This is a genomic window from Streptomyces sp. SAI-135, assembly GCF_029893805.1.
GTDB lineage: Bacteria > Actinomycetota > Actinomycetes > Streptomycetales > Streptomycetaceae > Streptomyces.
This window is the reverse complement of sequence record NZ_JARXYP010000002.1, coordinates 6,916,519-6,935,320: the sequence shown is the minus strand read 5'-3', so window position 1 is coordinate 6,935,320 and position 18,802 is coordinate 6,916,519. Positions and strand designations below refer to the sequence as shown.

Annotated in this window: 14 protein-coding genes; 3 read left to right on the top strand and 11 right to left on the bottom strand. The window is 69.3% G+C overall.

The annotated features are described in order from the left end of the window. Positions 1–40: 40 nt before the first annotated feature. Together M2163_RS35830 and M2163_RS35825 are read left to right on the top strand one after the other, a co-directional pair. A complete protein-coding gene (locus tag M2163_RS35830) occupies positions 41–1,267 on the top strand; it encodes an acetyl-CoA C-acyltransferase (RefSeq protein WP_280896041.1) in 1,227 nt (408 codons plus the stop codon). Then, complete coding sequence (locus M2163_RS35825; RefSeq protein ID WP_280896040.1) at positions 1,264–3,390, top strand: 3-hydroxyacyl-CoA dehydrogenase NAD-binding domain-containing protein; 2,127 nt, start codon at positions 1,264–1,266, stop codon at positions 3,388–3,390. Before M2163_RS35830 ends, M2163_RS35825 begins: the two co-directional genes overlap by 4 nt. 87 nt (positions 3,391–3,477) lie before the next feature. Here the strand turns inward: M2163_RS35825 and M2163_RS35820 are convergent, their stop codons facing one another. Further along, positions 3,478–4,506, bottom strand: coding sequence for a hypothetical protein (locus M2163_RS35820; RefSeq protein WP_280897365.1), 1,029 nt, complete (start codon positions 4,504–4,506; stop codon positions 3,478–3,480). Positions 4,507–4,577: 71 nt separating this feature from the next. Here M2163_RS35820 and M2163_RS35815 point away from each other — a divergent pair, with 71 nt between their 5' ends. Next, positions 4,578–4,946, top strand: a complete 369-nt coding sequence (locus M2163_RS35815; RefSeq protein WP_280896039.1) for an NTP pyrophosphohydrolase — start codon at positions 4,578–4,580, stop codon at positions 4,944–4,946. A 158-nt stretch (positions 4,947–5,104) separates the two neighbouring features. Here M2163_RS35815 and M2163_RS35810 read toward each other — a convergent pair whose 3' ends face one another. The 10 genes from M2163_RS35810 to ngcE form a co-directional block, all read right to left on the bottom strand. Beyond that, a complete protein-coding gene (locus tag M2163_RS35810; RefSeq protein ID WP_280896038.1) occupies positions 5,105–6,535 on the bottom strand; it encodes a glycosyltransferase family 39 protein in 1,431 nt (476 codons plus the stop codon). 72 nt (positions 6,536–6,607) lie between these two features. Further along, positions 6,608–8,107: an amino acid permease gene (locus M2163_RS35805; protein ID WP_280848772.1), complete on the bottom strand. Its 1,500-nt coding sequence runs from the start codon at positions 8,105–8,107 to the stop codon at positions 6,608–6,610. Positions 8,108–8,251: 144 nt separating this feature from the next. Then, positions 8,252–10,171 (bottom strand): 1-deoxy-D-xylulose-5-phosphate synthase, encoded by a 1,920-nt coding sequence (gene dxs, locus M2163_RS35800; protein WP_280848773.1) that lies wholly within the window; start codon positions 10,169–10,171, stop codon positions 8,252–8,254. A gap of 131 nt (positions 10,172–10,302) precedes the next feature. Then, positions 10,303–11,625 (bottom strand): sugar ABC transporter permease, encoded by a 1,323-nt coding sequence (locus M2163_RS35795; protein ID WP_280848774.1) that lies wholly within the window; start codon positions 11,623–11,625, stop codon positions 10,303–10,305. After that, positions 11,622–12,413 carry an ATP-binding cassette domain-containing protein gene (locus M2163_RS35790; protein WP_280848775.1) on the bottom strand — a complete coding sequence of 264 codons (792 nt, stop codon included), beginning with the start codon at positions 12,411–12,413 and terminating at the stop codon, positions 11,622–11,624. The genes M2163_RS35795 and M2163_RS35790 overlap by 4 nt, the downstream gene beginning before the upstream one ends. A 290-nt stretch (positions 12,414–12,703) precedes the next feature. Then, entirely contained in the window at positions 12,704–13,795 is a 1,092-nt protein-coding gene (locus M2163_RS35785; protein WP_280854062.1) for a substrate-binding domain-containing protein, read from the bottom strand. 133 nt (positions 13,796–13,928) lie between these two features. Next, entirely contained in the window at positions 13,929–15,128 is a 1,200-nt protein-coding gene (locus M2163_RS35780; RefSeq protein WP_280848776.1) for an ROK family transcriptional regulator, read from the bottom strand. A 183-nt stretch (positions 15,129–15,311) separates the two neighbouring features. After that, a complete protein-coding gene (locus M2163_RS35775; RefSeq protein ID WP_280848777.1) occupies positions 15,312–16,235 on the bottom strand; it encodes a carbohydrate ABC transporter permease in 924 nt (307 codons plus the stop codon). A gap of 17 nt (positions 16,236–16,252) precedes the next feature. Beyond that, positions 16,253–17,188 (bottom strand): sugar ABC transporter permease, encoded by a 936-nt coding sequence (locus M2163_RS35770; RefSeq protein WP_280848778.1) that lies wholly within the window; start codon positions 17,186–17,188, stop codon positions 16,253–16,255. Between the two features lie 67 nt (positions 17,189–17,255). Continuing rightward, positions 17,256–18,701, bottom strand: a complete 1,446-nt coding sequence (ngcE, locus tag M2163_RS35765; protein WP_280848779.1) for an N-acetylglucosamine/diacetylchitobiose ABC transporter substrate-binding protein — start codon at positions 18,699–18,701, stop codon at positions 17,256–17,258. Positions 18,702–18,802: the final 101 nt, after the last annotated feature.

The following is an 18,802-nucleotide window of genomic DNA, read 5'->3' as shown; positions in this document are numbered from 1 at the left end:
ATCGCAGCAGTGCAGATCCCGCATCTGGAGGAGAGCCATCGTGCCTCGTACCGTCAGGGACGTCGTCTTCGTCGACGGCGTCCGCACCCCGTTCGGCAAGGCGGGCCCGAAGGGCATCTACCACGAGACCCGCGCCGACGACCTCGTCGTGAAGGCGATCCGGGAGCTGCTGCGCCGCAACCCGGGTCTGGACCCGAAGAAGATCGACGAGGTCGCCATCGCCGCGACCACGCAGATCGGCGACCAGGGCCTCACCATCGGCCGTACGGCGGGCATCCTCGCCGGTCTGCCGCAGTCGGTGCCCGGTTACTCCATCGACCGCATGTGCGCCGGCGCGCTGACCGCCGTCACCACGGTGGCCGGTTCCGTGGCCTTCGGGGCGTACGACATCGCCATCGCCGGTGGTGTCGAGCACATGGGCCGTCACCCCATGGGCGAGGGCGTGGACCCGAACCCGCGGTTCGTGAGCGAGAAGCTGGTCGACGAGTCCGCCCTGTTCATGGGCATGACCGCCGAGAACCTGCACGACCGCTACCCGCAGATCACCAAGCAGCGCGCCGACGAGTACGCCGTGCGCTCCCAGGAGAAGGCCGCCAAGGCGTACGCCAACGGCAAGATCCAGGCCGACCTGGTCCCGATCTCGGTGCGCCGCACCAACCCGGAGGCCGGTGAGACCGGCTGGGGCCTCGTGACCGCCGACGAGCCGATGCGCCCGGGAACGACCCTGGAGAACCTCTCCGGCCTCAAGACCCCGTTCCGCGTCCACGGCCGGGTCACCGCCGGTAACGCGGCCGGTCTGAACGACGGCGCCACCGCCTCCCTGATCGCCTCCGAGGACTTCGCCCGCGAGAACGACCTCCCGGTCAAGATGCGCCTGGTGTCGTACTCCTTCGCGGGTGTCGAGCCGGAGGTCATGGGCTACGGCCCGATCCCGGCCACCGAGAAGGCCCTCGCCCAGGCGGGTCTGTCGATCTCCGACATCGGCATGTTCGAGATCAACGAGGCCTTCGCCGTCCAGGTCCTGGCCTTCCTCGACCACTACGGCATCGCGGACGACGACGAGCGCGTCAACCAGTACGGCGGCGCGATCGCCTTCGGTCACCCGCTCGCCTCCTCGGGTGTGCGCCTGATGACGCAGCTGGCCCGCCAGTTCGAGGAGCAGCCCGAGGTCCGCTACGGCCTGACCACCATGTGCGTCGGCTTCGGCATGGGCGCGACGGTCATCTGGGAGAACCCGAACCACAAGGACGCCGGAGGCAGCAAGTGAGCACCACTGAGCTCTTGAAGGGTGCGGCCGAGCTGTTCCCCGACGAGGTCGTCACCCAGGCGCACGTACGCCACCTGGACCTGCCGTTCAACGCGGGGCGGTTCGCGCTCATCACGCTGGACAACGGCTTCGACCACACCAAGCCGACCACCTTCGGCCCGCAGTCGCTGGCGAACCTGAACACCGCCATCGACCAGGTCGAGAAGGAGGCCGCGGCCGGCGAGATCGTCGGTGTCGGCATCACCGGCAAGCCGTTCATCTTCGCGGTCGGCGCCGACCTCAAGGGCGTCGAGCTGCTGAAGAGGCACGAGGACGCGCTCGCCATCGGCAAGGGCGGCCACGAGGTCTTCAAGCGCCTCGCGGGCATCGCGGTGCCGACCTTCGCGTACTACAACGGCGCGGCGATGGGCGGTGGCGTCGAGGTCGGTCTGCACTGCACCTACCGCACGGTCTCCGCGGCCCTGCCCGCCTTCTCGCTCCCCGAGGTCTTCCTCGGCCTGGTCCCCGGCTGGGGCGGCTGCACCCTGCTGCCGAACCTGATCGGCGCCGAGAAGGCCGTCTCGGTCATCATCGAGAACTCCCTCAACCAGAACAAGCAGCTGGGGGGCGCCCAGGTCTACGAACTGGGCATCGCCGACGCGCTGTTCGAGGGCGCGGACTTCCTGGAGCAGTCCCTGCTGTGGACGGCGTCCGTCCTCAAGGGCGAGATCGTCGTCGAGCGCCCGGCGATCGACCGCGGTGAGGCCTGGGACCAGGCCGTCGCCAAGGGCCGTTTCGTCGCGGACTCCAAGGTGCACGGGGCCGCTCCGGCCGCCTACCGCGCCCTGGACATCATCGAGGCCGCCAAGAACGGCGACCTCCAGCAGGGCTACGACGCCGAGGACCAGGCCCTCGCCGACCTGATCATGGGTGGCGAACTGCGCTCCGGCATCTACGCGTTCAACCTGGTGCAGAAGCGCGGCAAGCGGCCCGCCGGTGCCCCGGACAAGAACCTGGCCCGCCCGGTCACCAAGGTGGGCGTCGTGGGCGCCGGCCTCATGGCCTCCCAGCTCGCGCTGCTCTTCCTGCGCCGCCTGGAGGTGCCGGTCGTGCTGACCGACATCGACCAGGAGCGCGTCGACAAGGGTGTGGGCTACGTCCACGCCGAGATCGAGAAGCTGCTCGGCAAGGGCCGTATCAACCAGGACAAGGCCAACCGCCTCAAGGCCCTGGTCACCGGTGTGCTGGACAAGGCGGAGGGCTTCTCCGACGCGGACTTCATCATCGAGGCCGTCTTCGAGGAGATCGGCGTCAAGCAGCAGGTGTTCGCGGAGGTCGAGGCGGTCGCCCCGGCGCACGCGATCCTCGCCACCAACACCTCTTCGCTGTCGGTGACGGAGATGGCGTCGAAGCTGAAGAACCCCGAGCGGGTCGTGGGCTTCCACTTCTTCAACCCGGTCGCGATCCTCCCGCTCCTGGAGATCGTCCGCGGCGAGCAGACCGACGACGCCTCGCTGGCCACGGCCTTCGCCGTCGCCAAGAAGCTGAAGAAGACCGCGGTTCTGGTCAAGGACGCCCCGGCGTTCGTCGTGAACCGCATCCTGACCCGCTTCATGGGCGAGATCCAGAACGTCATCGACGAGGGCACCCCGGTCGCCGTGGCGGAGAAGGCGGTGGAGCCGCTCGGCCTGCCGATGTCCCCGCTGGTCCTGCTGGAGCTGGTCGGCCCCGCGATCGGTCTGCACGTCTCGGAGACCCTCAACCGGGCCTTCCCGGACCGCTTCACGGTCTCCCCGAACCTCGCGGCCGTCGTCAAGGCGGGCAAGCGCGGCTTCTACGTCTACGACTCCGGCAAGCCGGAGCTGGACCCCGAGGTCGCCGCGCTCCTCAAGCAGGGCGATGTCGTCCTCAGCGAGGAGCAGGTCCGCGAGCGCGTCCTCGACGCCGTCGCCCAGGAGATCGGGCTCATGCTCGACGAGGGCGTCGTCGCCGAGGCCCAGGACATCGACCTCTGCCTGATCACGGGCGCCGGCTGGCCCTTCCACCTGGGCGGCATCACGCCGTACCTGGACCGCGAGGGTGTCTCCGAGCGCGTGAACGGCAAGAAGTTCCTGGCTCCGGGCGTGGCGTCGGTTCCGGCGTAGGTGTTCTTCGTACGGCCGTGAAGAGGGCCTCCGCTTCGGCGGGGGCCCTCTTCCGTGCACCGTGCACCGGACGGGCGACGGCGGGGGTCAGACCTCGCGCCAGGCGGCCAGTGCCAGGCCCGGTTCGTCCTTCTGGCGGGCGATCCTGAGCTCCCCGTCGGGGGTCACCGTCGCGGCGACGACACGACCGTCCGCGTCCTCGGCGAGGGCCACGGCCGTGCCCGCCGGCAGCTGCGGCCCGGACTCGGTCCACCACAGGCCGGCCGACTCCTGCTCGGTCGGACAGGCGGCGAAGGCGACCCGGCCGGACGCCGAACGCTGGGCGAGCAGGGTGCAGTCGTGGCCTTCCAGGGTGCAGCGCAGCAGGGCCGCCGGGCCGGGGCCCGCCGCCGCGAGCAGCGGGGTGGGTTCGGTGTCCGGGCGCCAGGCGTGGAGCATGCCCTCGGGGTCCGCGAAGAACAGCGTGGTGTGCTCCTTGGAGGTGGGCAGCGCGCTGAGTGTGCCCGGCTCGACGCGCACCGGCAGCGGGTCGGCGGGGACGGGAGGCGCGCCCGCCTCCCCCTGGAGCCAGCGCAGGATGCCCTCCGGGTGGGTGCCGTACAGCTGGACCCTGCCCGACTCCCCCGTGACGGCGGTCAGTTGTTCGTGCACGCCGGTTCCGCCGAGGTCGGCCCAGGGGTTCCAGCCGCCGCGTTCCTTCTGGATGAGGGCGCCCACGCTGTCACCACGTTTGCGGACGAAGACGTGGGCGCGGCCCTCCGCGTCGACGGCCACGGCGGGTACGCCGGTGCGCGCGCCCGTTCTGTCCGGGTGGCCGACCGGGTTCCAGTCGAGGGCGGCGAGGTGGACGCGGAAGTGCGTGGAGTGGACCAGGCCCGCCTCCTGGCCCTTGGTGGGCCGCCAGGAGGCGAGGTGGGCGTAGCCGTCGGGGCCGTGCCCCACGGCGAGTCCGGGATGCAGGCGCTGGGCGCCGCCGACCTTGCGCCAGGGCAGCCAGGTGTCGCTGCCCGGGTGGCGTTCCGCCCGGCACCACACCGCTTCGTCGCGGGTGGCGTAGACGCCGAGCCGGCCGTCGCGGGCGCGGATGAGCCAGTCGCCGTTCACTGTACGGACCATTGACACGGGCCCACTCTAATCGGGCGGCCGGCGCCGTCCTCGGGCGGGCCGGGCGTGGGACGCTGGGGTGCATGAGTGACGTGCTGCTGGTCGTCGTGGATGCCGCGAATGTCGTCGGGTCGGTGCCGGACGGGTGGTGGCGGGACCGGCGGGGAGCGGCGGAGCGGCTGCGGGACCGGCTGGCGGCGGACGGGGTGCCGGGGCGGGCCGGGGCGGTGGAGATCGTGCTGGTGGTGGAGGGGGCGGCGCGGGGGGTGTCCTCGGTGCCGGGAGTGCGGGTGGAGTCGGCTCCGGGGAGCGGGGACGACCACATGGTGGAACTGGTGGCGGGGGCGGCGGGTGAGCGGCCGGTGCTGGTGGTCACGGCGGACCGTGAACTCCGGCGCAGAGTTGGTGAGTTGGGCGCGGAGGTGGCGGGACCGCGGACAGTACGGCCCTGAGGGTCGTCGTTCGCCCGCGGGCCGGTGGGGGCGGGTCGCGCAGTTCCCCGCGCCCCCAGACAGGTGGGTCCAGCCAGGCAGGCCTCAACTGCACCCACACAGGGGCGCGGGGAACTGCGCGAACGGCCCCCACCGGCCCGCACCCGACGACGTACCCGCTACCTCCGCCGCACGTACAGCACCGCCCCGTCCACCGTCCCCGCCTCCTCGTACCCCGCCGCCAACAACCGCCGGAGGCCCCGCACCCGTTCCGGCGCATACGGCTTGCCCCGGGAGTCGTCCACCACCAGGACCGCCGCGGCCGCCTCCCGCCGGAACACCGTCCACGTGCCCCGCACGGCGTACCTCTCCCCCACCCGACCGCCGTCCCGGCCCCCGCTGTAGTTCGTGAGGAGACCGGCCGTCAGATAGCGGGTCGCCGGGGTGCGGTCGGCCAGCCAGTACGTCTCCGGGTGCATGCCCCAGATCAGCACCGGGTCACCCGGCGCCGTGCGCGACGCCACCGCCTGCGCGACCCGGTGGGCGTGGTCGAGCTCCGGACGAGGGGCCAGCACGCCCCACGTCAGGAACAGCACGCACGCGCAGGCCGACGCGAGCACAGCGGTGACCGTGCGGTCGTACGGCAGCGTGTGCAGCGCCGCCGTGGCCAGGAGTGCGACCGGCGGGAGGAGTTGGAGGTAGTAGTGGCCGAAGAAGTGGAGGCCGAGCAGCACGGCCCCCGCCGACGCGAGCAGCCACAGCCACAGGTCGGTGGTCGGTGCCCGCCGGGCCCGTACCAGGGGGGCGATGAGGCCGGCGCAGGCCACCGCCACGATGCCGGTGTTGCCCAACCCTCTTGTCAGGACGTGGAGTTCGGAGCCGCTCGGGCTCGCGTACGCCCCTGAACCCGTCACCGTCCAGAACAGGAACCCCGCCGGGTCCGTGACCAGCGCCGCGCCCAGCACCGGCAGCACCGCCCCCGCGACGAGCCGCGGCACGCCCCGGCGCCCCGCGCCCGAGGCGGCGTACAGCCACAGCACCGGCAGCAGCACCGCCCCGCCCGTCTGCTTGGTGAGGAAGGCGCACGCGACCGCCGTGCCCGCCGCGCCCCAGTGCCTCCGGTCCGCGCACCACATCGCCGCGGCCGTGCAGGGCAGCAGGAACGCCCCGAAGGCCGCGGCCTGGGCGTCCTCGGGGTTCAGTCCCACGGAGATCAGCAGGTACAGGACCGCGGCGGTGCGGCCGGACCGGTCGCCCCAGCGGCGGCGGGCCAGGGAGGCCAGCAGGGCGGCGGTGAGCAGGTGGGCCAGCACCGCCAGGATGCGCACCCCGGCCAGCGTGCCGGAGCCCGTGACCGCGAACGCGGCCTCGTAGAGCCACGGCAGGAAGGGCGGCTTGCGGTCGACGACCGTCTCGTAGAGCTGTCCGCCGTGCGCCAGCAGCCGTGCCTGGACGGCGAGATAGCCCTCGTCCGGGTTCCACAGGGGGCGGATGAAGGACGGGATCCTCGTCACGCAGGCCAGGGCCGCGAGCAGCGGGAGCAGCCGGCTCCAGTACGCCGTACGCGAGCCGGGCACGGAGGGTGACGGGAGCAGCAGCTCTGCGGGCATGGCCGCACGCTATCCGGCCCCGTGTCCCCTGGCTGGGCAGGACATACGGGGCCGGGTGAAGGAACGTGTGTGTTACTCGGTGTTGCCGTCGGCCGTCTCCATGCGCCGGCCGAGGCGGCTGTGGGTGCGGCCGTAGAGGAAGTACACGGCGAAGCCGAGGACCATCCAGATCGCGAACCGCAGCCAGGTCTCCGCCGGCAGGTTGAGCATCAGCCACAGGGAGGCCGCCACCGACAGGATCGGGATGACCGGCACCCACGGGGTGCGGAACGCCCGGGGCAGGTCGGGGCGGGACTTGCGGAGGATGATCACACCGATGGCGACGACCACGAACGCGAACAGGGTGCCGATGTTGACCAGTTCGGCGAGTTCGCTCAGGGGCGTGAAGCCGGCGACGATCGCGATGATCACCCCGAGCAGGATCGTCGGGCGGTGCGGGGTGCGGAACTTGGGGTGGACGTGGGAGAAGAACGTGGGCAGCAGTCCGTCCCGGCTCATCGCGAAGAACACCCGGGTCTGGCCCAGCAGCAGGATCATGCAGACCGTCGTGAGGCCGACCGCGGCGCCGAAGCTGATGAAGCCCGCGAACCAGGGGTGGCCGGTGGCCTTGAAGGCGTCCGCGAGCGGGGCCGTGACGGACAGGTCCGTGTACTTCTGCATGCCGGTCACGACGATCGAGACGGCCACGTAGAGGGTCGTGCAGATGAGGAGGGAGCCGAGGATGCCGCGGGGCATGTCGCGCTGCGGGTTCCTGGTCTCCTCGGCGGCCGTGGCGACGACGTCGAAGCCGATGAACGCGAAGAAGACGACGGAGGCGGCGGTGAAGATGCCCATCACGCCGAAGTTGGAGGGCGCCCAGCCGAACATGAGCTGGATCAGCGGCGACTGGAGACTGTCGCCGGCCGGCACGTCCTGTGCCTTCGGGACGAACGGGTCGTAGTTGTCGCCCTTGACGAAGAAGGCACCGGCGATGATCACGGTCAGCACGACCGTCACCTTGATGGCCACGACGAGCGAGGTCACGCGCGCGGAGAGCTTGGTGCCGAGCACGAGGATGCCGGTGAGCACCAGGACGAGCGCGGCGGCCAGGATGTCGAAGCCGAAGCCGTCGGCCCCGTCCCGGCTGCCGAGCGCTGCCGGCAGATGCCAGCCCGCGTTGTCCAGCAGCGAGGCGATGTAGCCGGACCAGCCGACGGACACCACCGCCGTGCCCAGCGCGAACTCCAGGACCAGGTCCCAGCCGATGATCCAGGCGGGCAGTTCACCGAGGGAGGCGTAACTGAAGGTGTACGCCGATCCGGCCACCGGGACGGTGGAGGCGAACTCGGCGTAGCAGAGCGCGGCGAGCGCGCAGACGACACCGGCGACCACGAACGCCAGGGCGACCGCCGGTCCTGCGTTGTTCTTGGCGACGGTGCCGGTCAGGACGAAGATGCCGGTGCCGATGATGACACCGACGCCGAAGACGGTCAGATCCAGCGCGGACAAGGACTTCTTGAGCGCGTGCTCTGGCTCCTCGGTATCGAGGATGGACTGCTCGACCTTCTTCGTCCGGAAGAGGGTGCTGCTCACGGGTACCTCCCACGCTGTGTCGTCCTCGACATGATCGAGAGGGGGCACAGGTCGTATGCCCCGGCGCGGGCGGATTCACGCGAACGGGCCGGTCGCACCACTGTCAAGAGTGGTGCGACCGGCCCGTTCGGGCGTATCGGGGCGTCAGTCGCGGGCGGGCTGCGCCTCGGCCGGGGCGCTGTCGTACCGGCCGTCCAGCTTGGAGACGAGGCCGGTGACCTGGCGGGCGATGTCGGGGGCGGTCAGCCCGATCTCCGCCATGATCTCGGCGCGGGAGGCGTGGTCGAGGAAGCGCGGCGGGATGCCGAAGTCGCGCAGCGGGACGTCGACGCCCGCGTCGCGCAGGGCCTGGGCGATCGCCGAGCCGACACCGCCGACGCGGCTGTTGTCCTCGACGGTGACGACCACGCGGTGCCGCTCCGCGAGCGGGGCCATGGCCTCGTCGACGGGCTTGACCCAGCGCGGGTCGACGACGGTGGTGGAGATGCCCTGCTTGTCGAGCAGGCCGGCGATCTCCAGGCACATCGGGGCGAGGGCGCCGACGGAGACGAGGAGCACGTCGGGCCGGTCCGTGCCGGGCTCGCGCAGCACGTCCATGGAACCGACGGTGCCCACCGCGGGTACGGCGGGGCCCACGACGCCCTTGGAGTAGCGCAGCACGGTCGGCGCGTCCTTGACCTGGACGGCCTCGCGCAGCTGGGCGCGCAGCTGCTCGGCGTCGCGCGGGGCGGCGAGCCGGAGCGTGGGCACGACCTGGAGCATCGACATGTCCCACATGCCGTTGTGCGAGGCGCCGTCGTCGCCGGTGACGCCGGCCCGGTCGAGGACGAAGGTCACTCCGCACTTGTGCAGGGCGACGTCCATGAGGACCTGGTCGAAGGCGCGGTTGAGGAAGGTGGCGTAGACGGCGAAGACGGGGTGCAGGCCCCCGGTCGCGAGGCCCGCCGCGGAGACGGCCGCGTGCTGCTCGGCGATGCCGACGTCGTAGATGCGGTCCGGGAAGGTGTCCGCGAACTTCTTCAGGCCGACCGGCTGAAGCATGGCCGCGGTGATGGCGACGATGTCCTCGCGCTCCTGGCCGAGCTTGACCATCTCGTCGCCGAAGACCGAGGTCCAGCTGGCGGCCGAGGCCTTGATGGGCAGGCCGGTGTCGGGGTGGATGGGGCCGATGCCGTGGAAGCGGTCGGCCTCGTCCTGCTCGGCGGGCTCGTAGCCGCGGCCCTTCTCGGTGAGGCAGTGCACGATCACCGGGCCGCCGAAGCGCTTGGCGCGGGCCAGCGCCGACTCCAGGGCCTCGATGTCGTGGCCGTCGATGGGGCCGACGTACTTCAGGCCGAGGTCCTCGAACATGCCCTGGGGCGCGATGAAGTCCTTGAGGCCCTTCTTGGCGCCGTGCAGGGTCTCGTAGAGCGGGCGGCCGACGACCGGGGTGCGCTCCAGGAGGTCCTTGCCGCGGGCCAGGAAGCGCTCGTAGCCGTCGGTGGTGCGCAGGGTCGCCAGGTGGTTCGCGAGGCCGCCGATGGTCGGTGCGTAGGAGCGCTCGTTGTCGTTGACGACGATGACGAGCGGACGGTCCTTGGCGTCGGCGATGTTGTTCAGCGCCTCCCAGGCCATACCGCCGGTCAGGGCGCCGTCACCGATGACGGCGACGACGTGGTCGTCCCGTTTCAGCACCTGGTTGGCCTTGGCGAGCCCGTCGGCCCAGCCGAGGACCGTGGAGGCGTGGCTGTTCTCGATGACGTCGTGCTCGGACTCGGCACGCGAGGGGTAGCCGGACAGCCCGCCCTTGGAGCGCAGCTTCGAGAAGTCGTGGCGCCCGGTGAGCAGCTTGTGCACATAGGACTGGTGCCCTGTGTCGAAGAGCACCCGGTCCTTGGGCGAGTCGAAGACCCGGTGCAGCGCGATGGTCAGCTCGACCACACCGAGGTTGGGGCCGAGGTGGCCGCCGGTCTTGGAGACCGCGCCGACGAGGAAGCTCCTGATCTCCTCCGCCAGCTGGTCCAGCTCCTCAAGGCTGAGCCGGTCCAGATCGCGCGGTCCCCTGATACGGGTCAGCAGCGGCACCCGTGCCTCCTTGCTTAGCTGATCGAGCTTGCCGGGTGAGTCGAGTCTAATGTTCTACGACAACAGTCCTGCCCGGCACCTTGTGAGTACCGGGCAGGACGATGGACCCGCGGGGGCTGTGCCCTGGGGTGTCAGCCGCGGCCGGCGGCCTTCTGAGACTTGCGCGACACCGAGTCGATGACGACGGCGCCGAGCAGAACACCACCGGTGATCATGTACTGGATGGACTGGTTCATGTTCAGCAGGTCCAGACCGGTCTGGATGGACTGGATCACCAGCATGCCGAGCAGCGCGGACCACACCGAGCCGCGTCCGCCGAACAGCGACGTACCACCGATGACGGCCGCCGCGATGGCGAGCATCAGCGTGTTGCCGCCACCGGCGCTCAGCGTGGCGCTGGCGGTCTGGCCGGCGAAGAACATGCCGCCGATCGCCGCGAAGCCGCCGGAGATGGCGAAGACGGTGATCCGGATCATCGGCACGTTGATACCGGCACGACGGGCCGCCTCGATGCCGCCGCCGACCGCGAAGACCTTGCGGCCGTACGTCGTGCGACGCAGCACGAAGTCCACGATCACCAGTGCCGCCAGGAAGATCACCAGCGCGTTGGAGACACCGGCGGCGTCGTTCAGCACCGCCGCCGTGACGAAGGACGCCACCGCGAGCGCGCCGACGCGCATCAGGATCTCGCTGGTCGGCCGGAAGGGCACGCCCGCGGCCTTGCGGCGCCGCTGCTCGCCGAAGTTGCCGACGAGGGTCAGGACGACACCGAGACCGGCCAGCAGGTAGGCGCCGATGATGGCCTGGTCCATGAAGAACGAGTTCTGGCCGAGCAGGTGGACCGGGCCCGAGTCGGACGGGATGTTGATGGTGCCGCTGGAGCCCAGCAGCCACAGCATCAGACCGTTCCAGCCGAGGAAGCCGGCCAGGGTGACGACGAACGCCGGGACACCGATCCTGGCGAAGAACCAGCCGTGCAGCGCGCCGACGGCGATACCGGTGATGACCGCAAGGACCAGCGAGAGCCAGGGGTTCATGCCGTGTTCGACCACGAACACCGCGAACAGGGTCGAGGCCAGACCGCTGACCGAACCGACCGACAGGTCGATCTCGCCGAGCAGCAGGACGAACACCAGGCCGATGGCGAGCATGCCGGTGGCCGACAGGTAGTAGCTGATGTTGGAGAGGTTGTCGGCGCTCAGGAAGCGGTCGTTCTGGAGCTGGAAGATCGTCCAGATGACGATCAGGCCGACCACGACCGGCAGCGAGCCCAGCTCACCGCCCTTGACCTTGCGCGTGAACTCGGTCCAGTAGCCCTTGAAGCCCTCTTCGCGGACCAGGAGCCGGGGGTCGACGACGGCGACCGGCGCGGCGGTGGGGTCGTCGGTGGGGGCGACGGTGGTCTGACCGTCCGTCGCGGCATCCGCCTTGGATACCTTGGATGTGTCGCTCACTTCGCGGCCTCCGTGCTGCGACGCCCCGCGCGACGGGTCACGGCGTTGTCCGTGGCACCGGTGATCGCGGAGATGATCTCTTCCTGACTGGTGTCCTTCACCGGGAAGGAGCCGTTGTTCCTGCCCAGACGCAGCACGGCGACCGTGTCGGCGACCGCCTTCACGTCGGCCATGTTGTGGCTGATGAGGATGACGCCGAGGTTGCGCTCGCGCAGCCGCTCGACCAGGTCGAGGACCTGGGCGGTCTGCTCGACACCGAGGGCGGCGGTGGGCTCGTCCAGGATGACGACCTTGGGGTCGCCGATCAGGGCGCGCGCGATGGCGACGACCTGGCGCTGACCGCCGGACAGGCTCGCGATCGGGATGCGGACGCTCGGGATGCGGATGGAGAGCGTGCTCAGCAGCTCGCGCGCCTTCTGCTCCATCGTGACCTCGTCGATGACGCCGCGGTGCAGCAGCTCACGACCGAGGTAGAGGTTGCCGACCACATCGAGGTTGTCGCACAGGGCGAGGTCCTGGTAGACCGTCGCGACGCCGAGTCCCTGGGCGTCGTGCGGCTTGTTGATGCTGACCGGGTTGCCGTCCCACTCGATGACGCCCTCATCGATGGGGTGGACGCCGGCGATCGTCTTGACCAGCGTGGACTTTCCGGCGCCGTTGTCGCCGACCAGGGCGACCACTTCTCCGGCGTGGACCTCCAGTTCGACATCGGTGAGGGCCTGCACCGCACCGAATCGCTTGGAGACTCCGCGCAACGCCAGCACGGGCGTAGCGGACACGTGAACCATCTCCTTCGCCGCCTGACCGGCGGGGATGCCGCGCTTGGGGTAAGGCGCGGAGGGGTTGTGCTCGGGACACTCAGGCTCGTAGCACTCGACTGACGAGTTGTGTCGGAGCACGGATTTACTAGTCGAACATGCGCGCGGCCGGTGCCTCTTGGCAACGGCTGCGTCCGCCATGCTTCCGTCCGGCGCCCGCCCCGCAGCGGGGTATGAAGGCGGTGCGGGCGCCGGACAGGCTCTGTGCCCGCCCCCGGGGCGCGTCCGTCACGGAACGCGCCCGGGAGGCGAGGGCGGCCTTACTGCAGACCGGCCTTCTTGCACGCTGCGGCGTAGTCCGCGGTGCAGATCTGGGCGACGGTGTAGAGACCGTCCTTGACGACCGTGTCCTTGATGTTCTTCACGGTGACCGAGACCGGGGTCAGGAGCTTCGCCTGGACCTTGTCGCCGGAGCCGCTGGTGACCTCGGTGTCGGCGAGGGACTTGATGTCCTTGCCCTGGAGCAGGTTGACCGCGAGCTCGGCGGCGGTGTCGGCCTCCGGCTTGTAGGCCTTGTAGACCGTGGCGGACTGGGTGCCGGCGACGATCCGCTGGATGGCGGCGAGCTCGGCGTCCTGACCGGTCAGCGGGATGTCGCTGATTCCGGCACCCTTGAGGGTGTTGGCGATACCACCGGCCATGCCGTCGTTGGCGGCGTAGACGCCCGCGATCTTCTTGGCGCCCAGCTGGGTGATGGCCGCGGACATCTTCTGCGCCGCGACGGTGTCCTTCCACAGGCCGGACTGCTCGTAGGCGATCTTGACCTTGCCGTCGAGGACCTTGTGCGCGCCCTCCTTGAACTGACCGGCGTTCGGGTCGGCGTCGTCACCGTTGATCATGACGACGTTCGCCGAGGGGCTCGCCTTGGAGCCGAGGGCGTCGAGCAGGGCCTGGCCCTGGAGCTCGCCGACCTTGACGTTGTCGAAGGAGACGTACGCGGAGACCGGGCCCTGGGCCAGACGGTCGTACGCGACGACCTTGACGCCCTTGCTCACCGCGGAGGCGATGGAGGACTTGATGGCGGCCGAGTCCTGCGCCGAGACCACGATCACCTTGACGCCCTTGGTGACCATGCTGCTCATCTGCTGGGCCTGCTTGGCCGGGTCGGCCGCGGCGTTGGCGTAGGAGACGGTGCAGTCGCTGCACAGCTCCTTGACCTTGTCCTCGAAGTACGGCTTGTCGAACTTCTCGTACCGCGCGGTGACGTTGTCGGGCAGGAGCAGGCCGATCGACTTGCCGCCGGAGCCCGAGCTGCTGCTGTCGCTGCCGTTGTCGTCGTCGCCGGCCTTGCCACAGGCCGCGGCCGAGACGGCGAGCGCCGAGATCGCGACGGATACGGCCACACGACGCATGAGCGTGTTCACTTGAGAAACCTCCCTGACGAGGCCGCGTCGTTGCGGCCGAGGTGGCTGGAAGTCAACTCGGCCACACGTGCGACGTCAAGAAGTAAATACTTAACGAGATGGCAACGACGTCGTGCGTTCTCTAAGTGAACGCAGGCGCCGCGGCATGCAGCGTGCTGTCCAAAAGGGTCGAATCACCCATCTCGCTGAGCGCGAGGGCGAGTGCTCCGAGCACCTCCGCACGGCCTCCAAGTGCCCCTGGAAGCACGGACAGTTGACGTGCCGCACTCGGGATCGCATAGCGGCCGACAGACTCCCTGATCGGACCGAGCACCAGCTCACCGGCCTCGGCGAGATCACCGCCCAGGACGACTCGGCTCGGGTTCAGCAAGTTGCAGAGATTGGCGACTCCACTGCCGATGTGTCGGCCGACGTCGGCGATCACCCGACGGCAGCCAGGGTCTCCGTCCCGTGCGAGTCGAACAACGCCCTCCATGGTGAGATCGGTGCCGTGGCTGGACTGGAGCAGCGGCAGCACATAGCGCGCGGCCGCAAACGTCTCCAGACAGCCGCGGTTGCCGCAGCGGCAGACGGGGCCGGACTCATCAAGAGTAATATGCCCGATTTCTCCCGCTGTGCCACCCGGGCCCCGATAGATCTTGCCGCTGATCACCAGGCCGGCGCCGACACCGCTCGCGACCTTGATGTACGCCAGGTCGCGCACCCCCCGGCCGCTGCCCCAGACCAGCTCGCCGAGGGCGCCCAGGTTGGCGTCGTTGTCCACGTGCACGGGCACGCCGAGCCGCCCCTGGAGCTCCTCGGCGGGCTTGGTGCCGATCCAGCCCGGCAGGATGGCGGAGGAGCCCAGGGAGCCGGACTCCACGTCGATCGGTCCCGGTACGCCGAGACCCACCCCGGCGATCTTCGAGCGGTCCACACCGGTCGCCTCGATCAGCCGGTTGACCAGCTGCTCCGCCCGGTCGAAGCCCTGACTGGAGGAAGCGTCCACGTCCAACGGCTCGGACTCCTCGGCGAGCACCTGGTGGGCGAGGTTCCCGATCGCGACGCGCAAATGGGTGTGCCCGAAGTCCACCCCGATGACGATGCCGGCGTCCCCGCTCAGGGAGACGGCACGGGCCCGTCGGCCACCCGCCGATGTGGGGGTGACCTCGACGGTCCCGCCGTCCTTGAGTTCACGGACGATGTTGGAGACGGTCGCGGCGGACAGTCCCGTGGTCCGTGCGATCTCCGCCTGGGTGAGCGACCCGGCCAGCCGGACGGCCCGCACGACCCGCTCCAGGTTGGCTCGGTGCAGCGACGACTGCGACCCCGGAGTCTCCACGACGACCTCCTGCGCGCGGGACCGCATCGATGAGGCCCCGTCTATGTCCAACTAGTGAACTCTAAGCTGAGCCGTTCGGGTCGCCTCCCGTCAAGAGGTTGAACAGTATCCGGGGTGTAGCGCACACGTCGGCGCACCGTCACCGGGAACGGCAACGGTGCGCCTGCGCGCGCTCGCGGAGCGCTACTTCAAGGTCGCCGACGTCAGACCCGCCTGCACCTGACGCTGGAAGGACAGGTACACCACCAGCATGGGGATCATCGCGATGGTCACCCCGGCGAAGAGCACGGGCAGGTCCGAGGCGTACCCCATCTGCTGCTGGAGCTGGATCAGGCCCTGGGTGAGCACATAGCGCTCCGGATCGTCGCCGCTCTGCGGCTGCATCAGCACCGTGGGCAGGATGAACTGGTTCCACTGGCCGAGGGTGTTGAAGATGCCGACGCTGATCAGCCCCGGCTTCGCCATCGGCAGCATCACCTGGAAGAAGGTCCGGGTGTGCGAGGCGCCGTCGAGCACCGCGGCCTCGAAGACGGCCGTGGGCAGCGTGCGGAAGAACGCGTGCATGAAGAACACCGTGAACGGCATCGAGTAGGCGACGTACACCAGGATCAGCCCCTGGTAGGTGTTCAGCATGTCCAGCCGCTTCACCATGAAGAACAGCGGGACCAGGGCCAGGAACACCGGGAACATCGCGCCCGCGACGAAGAAGAAGTACAGGAACCTGTTGCCCCAGAACTGGTAGCGGGCCAGGACGTAGGCGGCCATGGAGCCCAGCAGCATCGTCAGCGGCACCGAGAAGACCAGCACGATGACGGTGTTCAGGAAGTAGTCGCCGATGCCCTTGTCCCAGGCCCGCCCGAAGACGTCCAGGGACCAGTGCTGCGGCCAGCCGAAGGCCGAACCGCCGATCTGGGCGTCGGTCTTGAAGGAGCTGAGCACCAGCCACAGCAGTGGCAGCACGATCAGCAGGGCCCACAGCGCGAGGAACCCGTGCGAGAAGGCGTTCAGGACGACGCCCTCGCTGCGCTCGCTGCCCGGGCGGACCGGGGCCGTGCCCGTGGTCCGCTGGGCCGGGACGGCGGCGGTCTCCTTGATGGGTGCGCTCATCGTCGTATCTCTCCCGCTCAGAACTCGACGCGGTCGCGGCGGGTGGCACGCAGCATGACCACGGACAGGACCAGGGTGAGCAGCAGCATGACGACGCCCATCGCACAGGCGTATCCGCTCTTGCCGAAGTACTGGAAGTTGCGCATCATCACCGTCGACATCACGTCGCTGTGATGGTCCGGGCCGCCTCCGTAGGCGCCCATGTTCTGGGTCATCGACGACACCAGCACGAACATGTCCATCGCGACGATGCCCAGGTAGACCCAGGCGGTCTGCACGGTGTCCCACAGCAGCGGCAGGGTGATGCGGAAGAAGGACTGGTTGCGGCCGGCGCCGTCGATGAGCGCGGCCTCGTAGATGTCCTTCGGGATCGACTGCATGGCGGCCGAGAACAGCACCAGGTAGAAGCCGACCCCGTGCCACACCACGGCGATGACCAGCATCCACAGCACCAGATCGGGCTCGTTGAGCCATTCCATCGGATTCTGGGCGTCGACCAGGCCGAGTTTGATCAGGAATCCGTTGAGGAGACCGCCGCCGTCGCTGCGGTACACCGCGTTGAACAGCACGGCGACGATCGCCAGCGACAGCACCTGGGGAAAGAAGTAGACGACCTTGTAGATCTGCGATCCGGCGACTCCCCGCACCCCGCCGGCCTTGCTGCGCCCGCCCGCGTTCAGCATGAAGGCGAAGAACAGGGCGAGCAGAATGGTGATCACCGGGATGAAGATCAGGAACAGGATGTTGTGCCAGATGGCCTGCATGAAGACGTCGTCCTGGAACAGCGCCTTGTAGTTGTCCAGGCCGATGAACTTGAACGTCTGCGACTGCCCCTTCCAGTCGGTCAGCGAATAGCCGATCGTCTGGATGTAGGGCCAGATCACGAAGATCAGATAGAGCGCCACGGGAGCGAAGAGAAATCCCGCGACGAACCTGTACTGCCCTTTGCGCATTGGCGATTCCTGCCCCTGGTGTCCTTTCCCGGGCCGGAGTGCTCCGGCCCGGGAAACGGCGTTGCGGTCAGTCCCGGTGGTTCTTCTTGGAGGCCGGGTCCTTGGCCTGCTTGTCGACCGCGGCCTGGGCCCGCTTGAGCCACTCCTTCGGCTGGATGCGCTTGGCCATCAGCTCGTTGGACGCGGCCTCGATCGCCGCTCCCATCTCGCTGTACCACTCGGTGTACAGGTAACGGAAGGTGTCGTCACCGGCCGCCTTGGACGCCTCGACGGTCGACTGGGTGCCGGGGCGCAGCTTCACGCTCGGGTCGACGCCGTCCTTGAGGATGGTGAGGGAGTTGGCCTCCTTGGCGAAGAGCGTCGACCACTCCTTGGAGAGCATGCGGCGCATGAACTCCTTGGCCCCCGGGAGGTTCTTGGCCTTGGCCGGGATGATGAAGGGCTCGCCGGAGCCGGCCCGGATCGCCTCGAAGGGCAGCGCGCTGTCGGGCAGCAGCGGCATCGGCATGAACTTCATGTCGAAGTCCGCGGGCGTCTGCTTGAGCTGCTCGTTCTCCAGCCAGGAACCGCAGGTGATGAAGGCGGCCTTGTACTGGTTCCAGCGGGTCTGGGACTCGGTGTGGGTGAGGCCGTTGGTGCCCGGCATCAACAGGCCCTTCTCCACCACCTCGTAGATCGCCTCGACACCGGCCTGGGCCGCGTCGGAGCCGACGAAGGCCTTCGGGTCGAGGTTGTCGATCGCCTTCATGGCGTCCAGACCGCCCTTCTTGGCGATCAGGTCCATGATGGCGACGTTGATGTAGTACGGGTACTTGCCCTGGTGGGCGAGGCCGCCGATGCCCTGCTTCTTGGCGTCCTGGCACACCGCGAGGAAGTCGTCCCAGGTCTTGGGCTCCTCCCAGCCCTTCTCCTTGAAGAGCTTGCCGGAGTACCACAGGCCCCAGACGGTGTAGATGTAGTTCAGCGCGACGACCTTGCCGCCCTGGAGACCCGCGTCGAGGGTGCCCGGGATGATGAGGTCGCGGACCTTCTTGCTCGGGTCGTCGATCGCGGGCGCGTCCAGGACCTCGGCGAGGTCGAGCAACTGCCCGTTCTTGTAGAGGACGTCGACCTTGATCTGCTGGGCGCCGGAGTCGTCGACGATGTCCGGCGGGTTGCCCGCGTTGAAGCGCGGCTGGAGCTTTCCGGTGATCTCCTGGGTGCCGGTGTGGGTGGAGGTGATGCCGAGCTTCTTCTGGAAGTCGGCCTCCCAGGCCTTGGCGTAGTCGTCGCCGTAGCCGCCCTTGAAGATCACGACGTCGAGCTTGCTGCCCTTGGCCGCGCCGAAGGGGTTGTCCTTCGAGGTGGTGCCCTTGGTGCTGTCGTCACTCGAATCGTCGCCGCCGCCGCTGGCGCAGGCGGACAGAAAGCCGGTCGCGGGGACGGCGACCAGTCCGAGCGCGGCGGACCGCTTGATCAGATCGCGGCGGCCGACACCCTCGGCACCAGGGTTGTCTGCGGAAGTGGATCCCATGCTCAAGTCCTCGCCTTCTCCAGGACTCAGGCGGTGAACCGGATCCTCCCGGCACCGCGGTCAGGTCAAGCAGGTTCGTGCAAGAGGTTCGTGCGAGTGGG

Bases quoted from the DNA above. Each gene is read 5' to 3' on its own strand.
- M2163_RS35820 (WP_280897365.1), bottom strand. From the start codon at position 4,506: ATGGTCCGTACAGTGAACGGCGACTGGCTCATCCGCGCCCGCGACGGC.
- ngcE (WP_280848779.1), bottom strand. From the start codon at position 18,701: ATGGGATCCACTTCCGCAGACAACCCTGGTGCCGAGGGTGTCGGCCGC.
- M2163_RS35815 (WP_280896039.1), top strand. From the start codon at position 4,578: ATGAGTGACGTGCTGCTGGTCGTCGTGGATGCCGCGAATGTCGTCGGG.
- M2163_RS35785 (WP_280854062.1), bottom strand. From the start codon at position 13,795: ATGCGTCGTGTGGCCGTATCCGTCGCGATCTCGGCGCTCGCCGTCTCG.
- M2163_RS35775 (WP_280848777.1), bottom strand. From the start codon at position 16,235: ATGAGCGCACCCATCAAGGAGACCGCCGCCGTCCCGGCCCAGCGGACC.
- M2163_RS35810 (WP_280896038.1), bottom strand. From the start codon at position 6,535: ATGCCCGCAGAGCTGCTGCTCCCGTCACCCTCCGTGCCCGGCTCGCGT.
- M2163_RS35770 (WP_280848778.1), bottom strand. From the start codon at position 17,188: ATGCGCAAAGGGCAGTACAGGTTCGTCGCGGGATTTCTCTTCGCTCCC.
- M2163_RS35790 (WP_280848775.1), bottom strand. From the start codon at position 12,413: ATGGTTCACGTGTCCGCTACGCCCGTGCTGGCGTTGCGCGGAGTCTCC.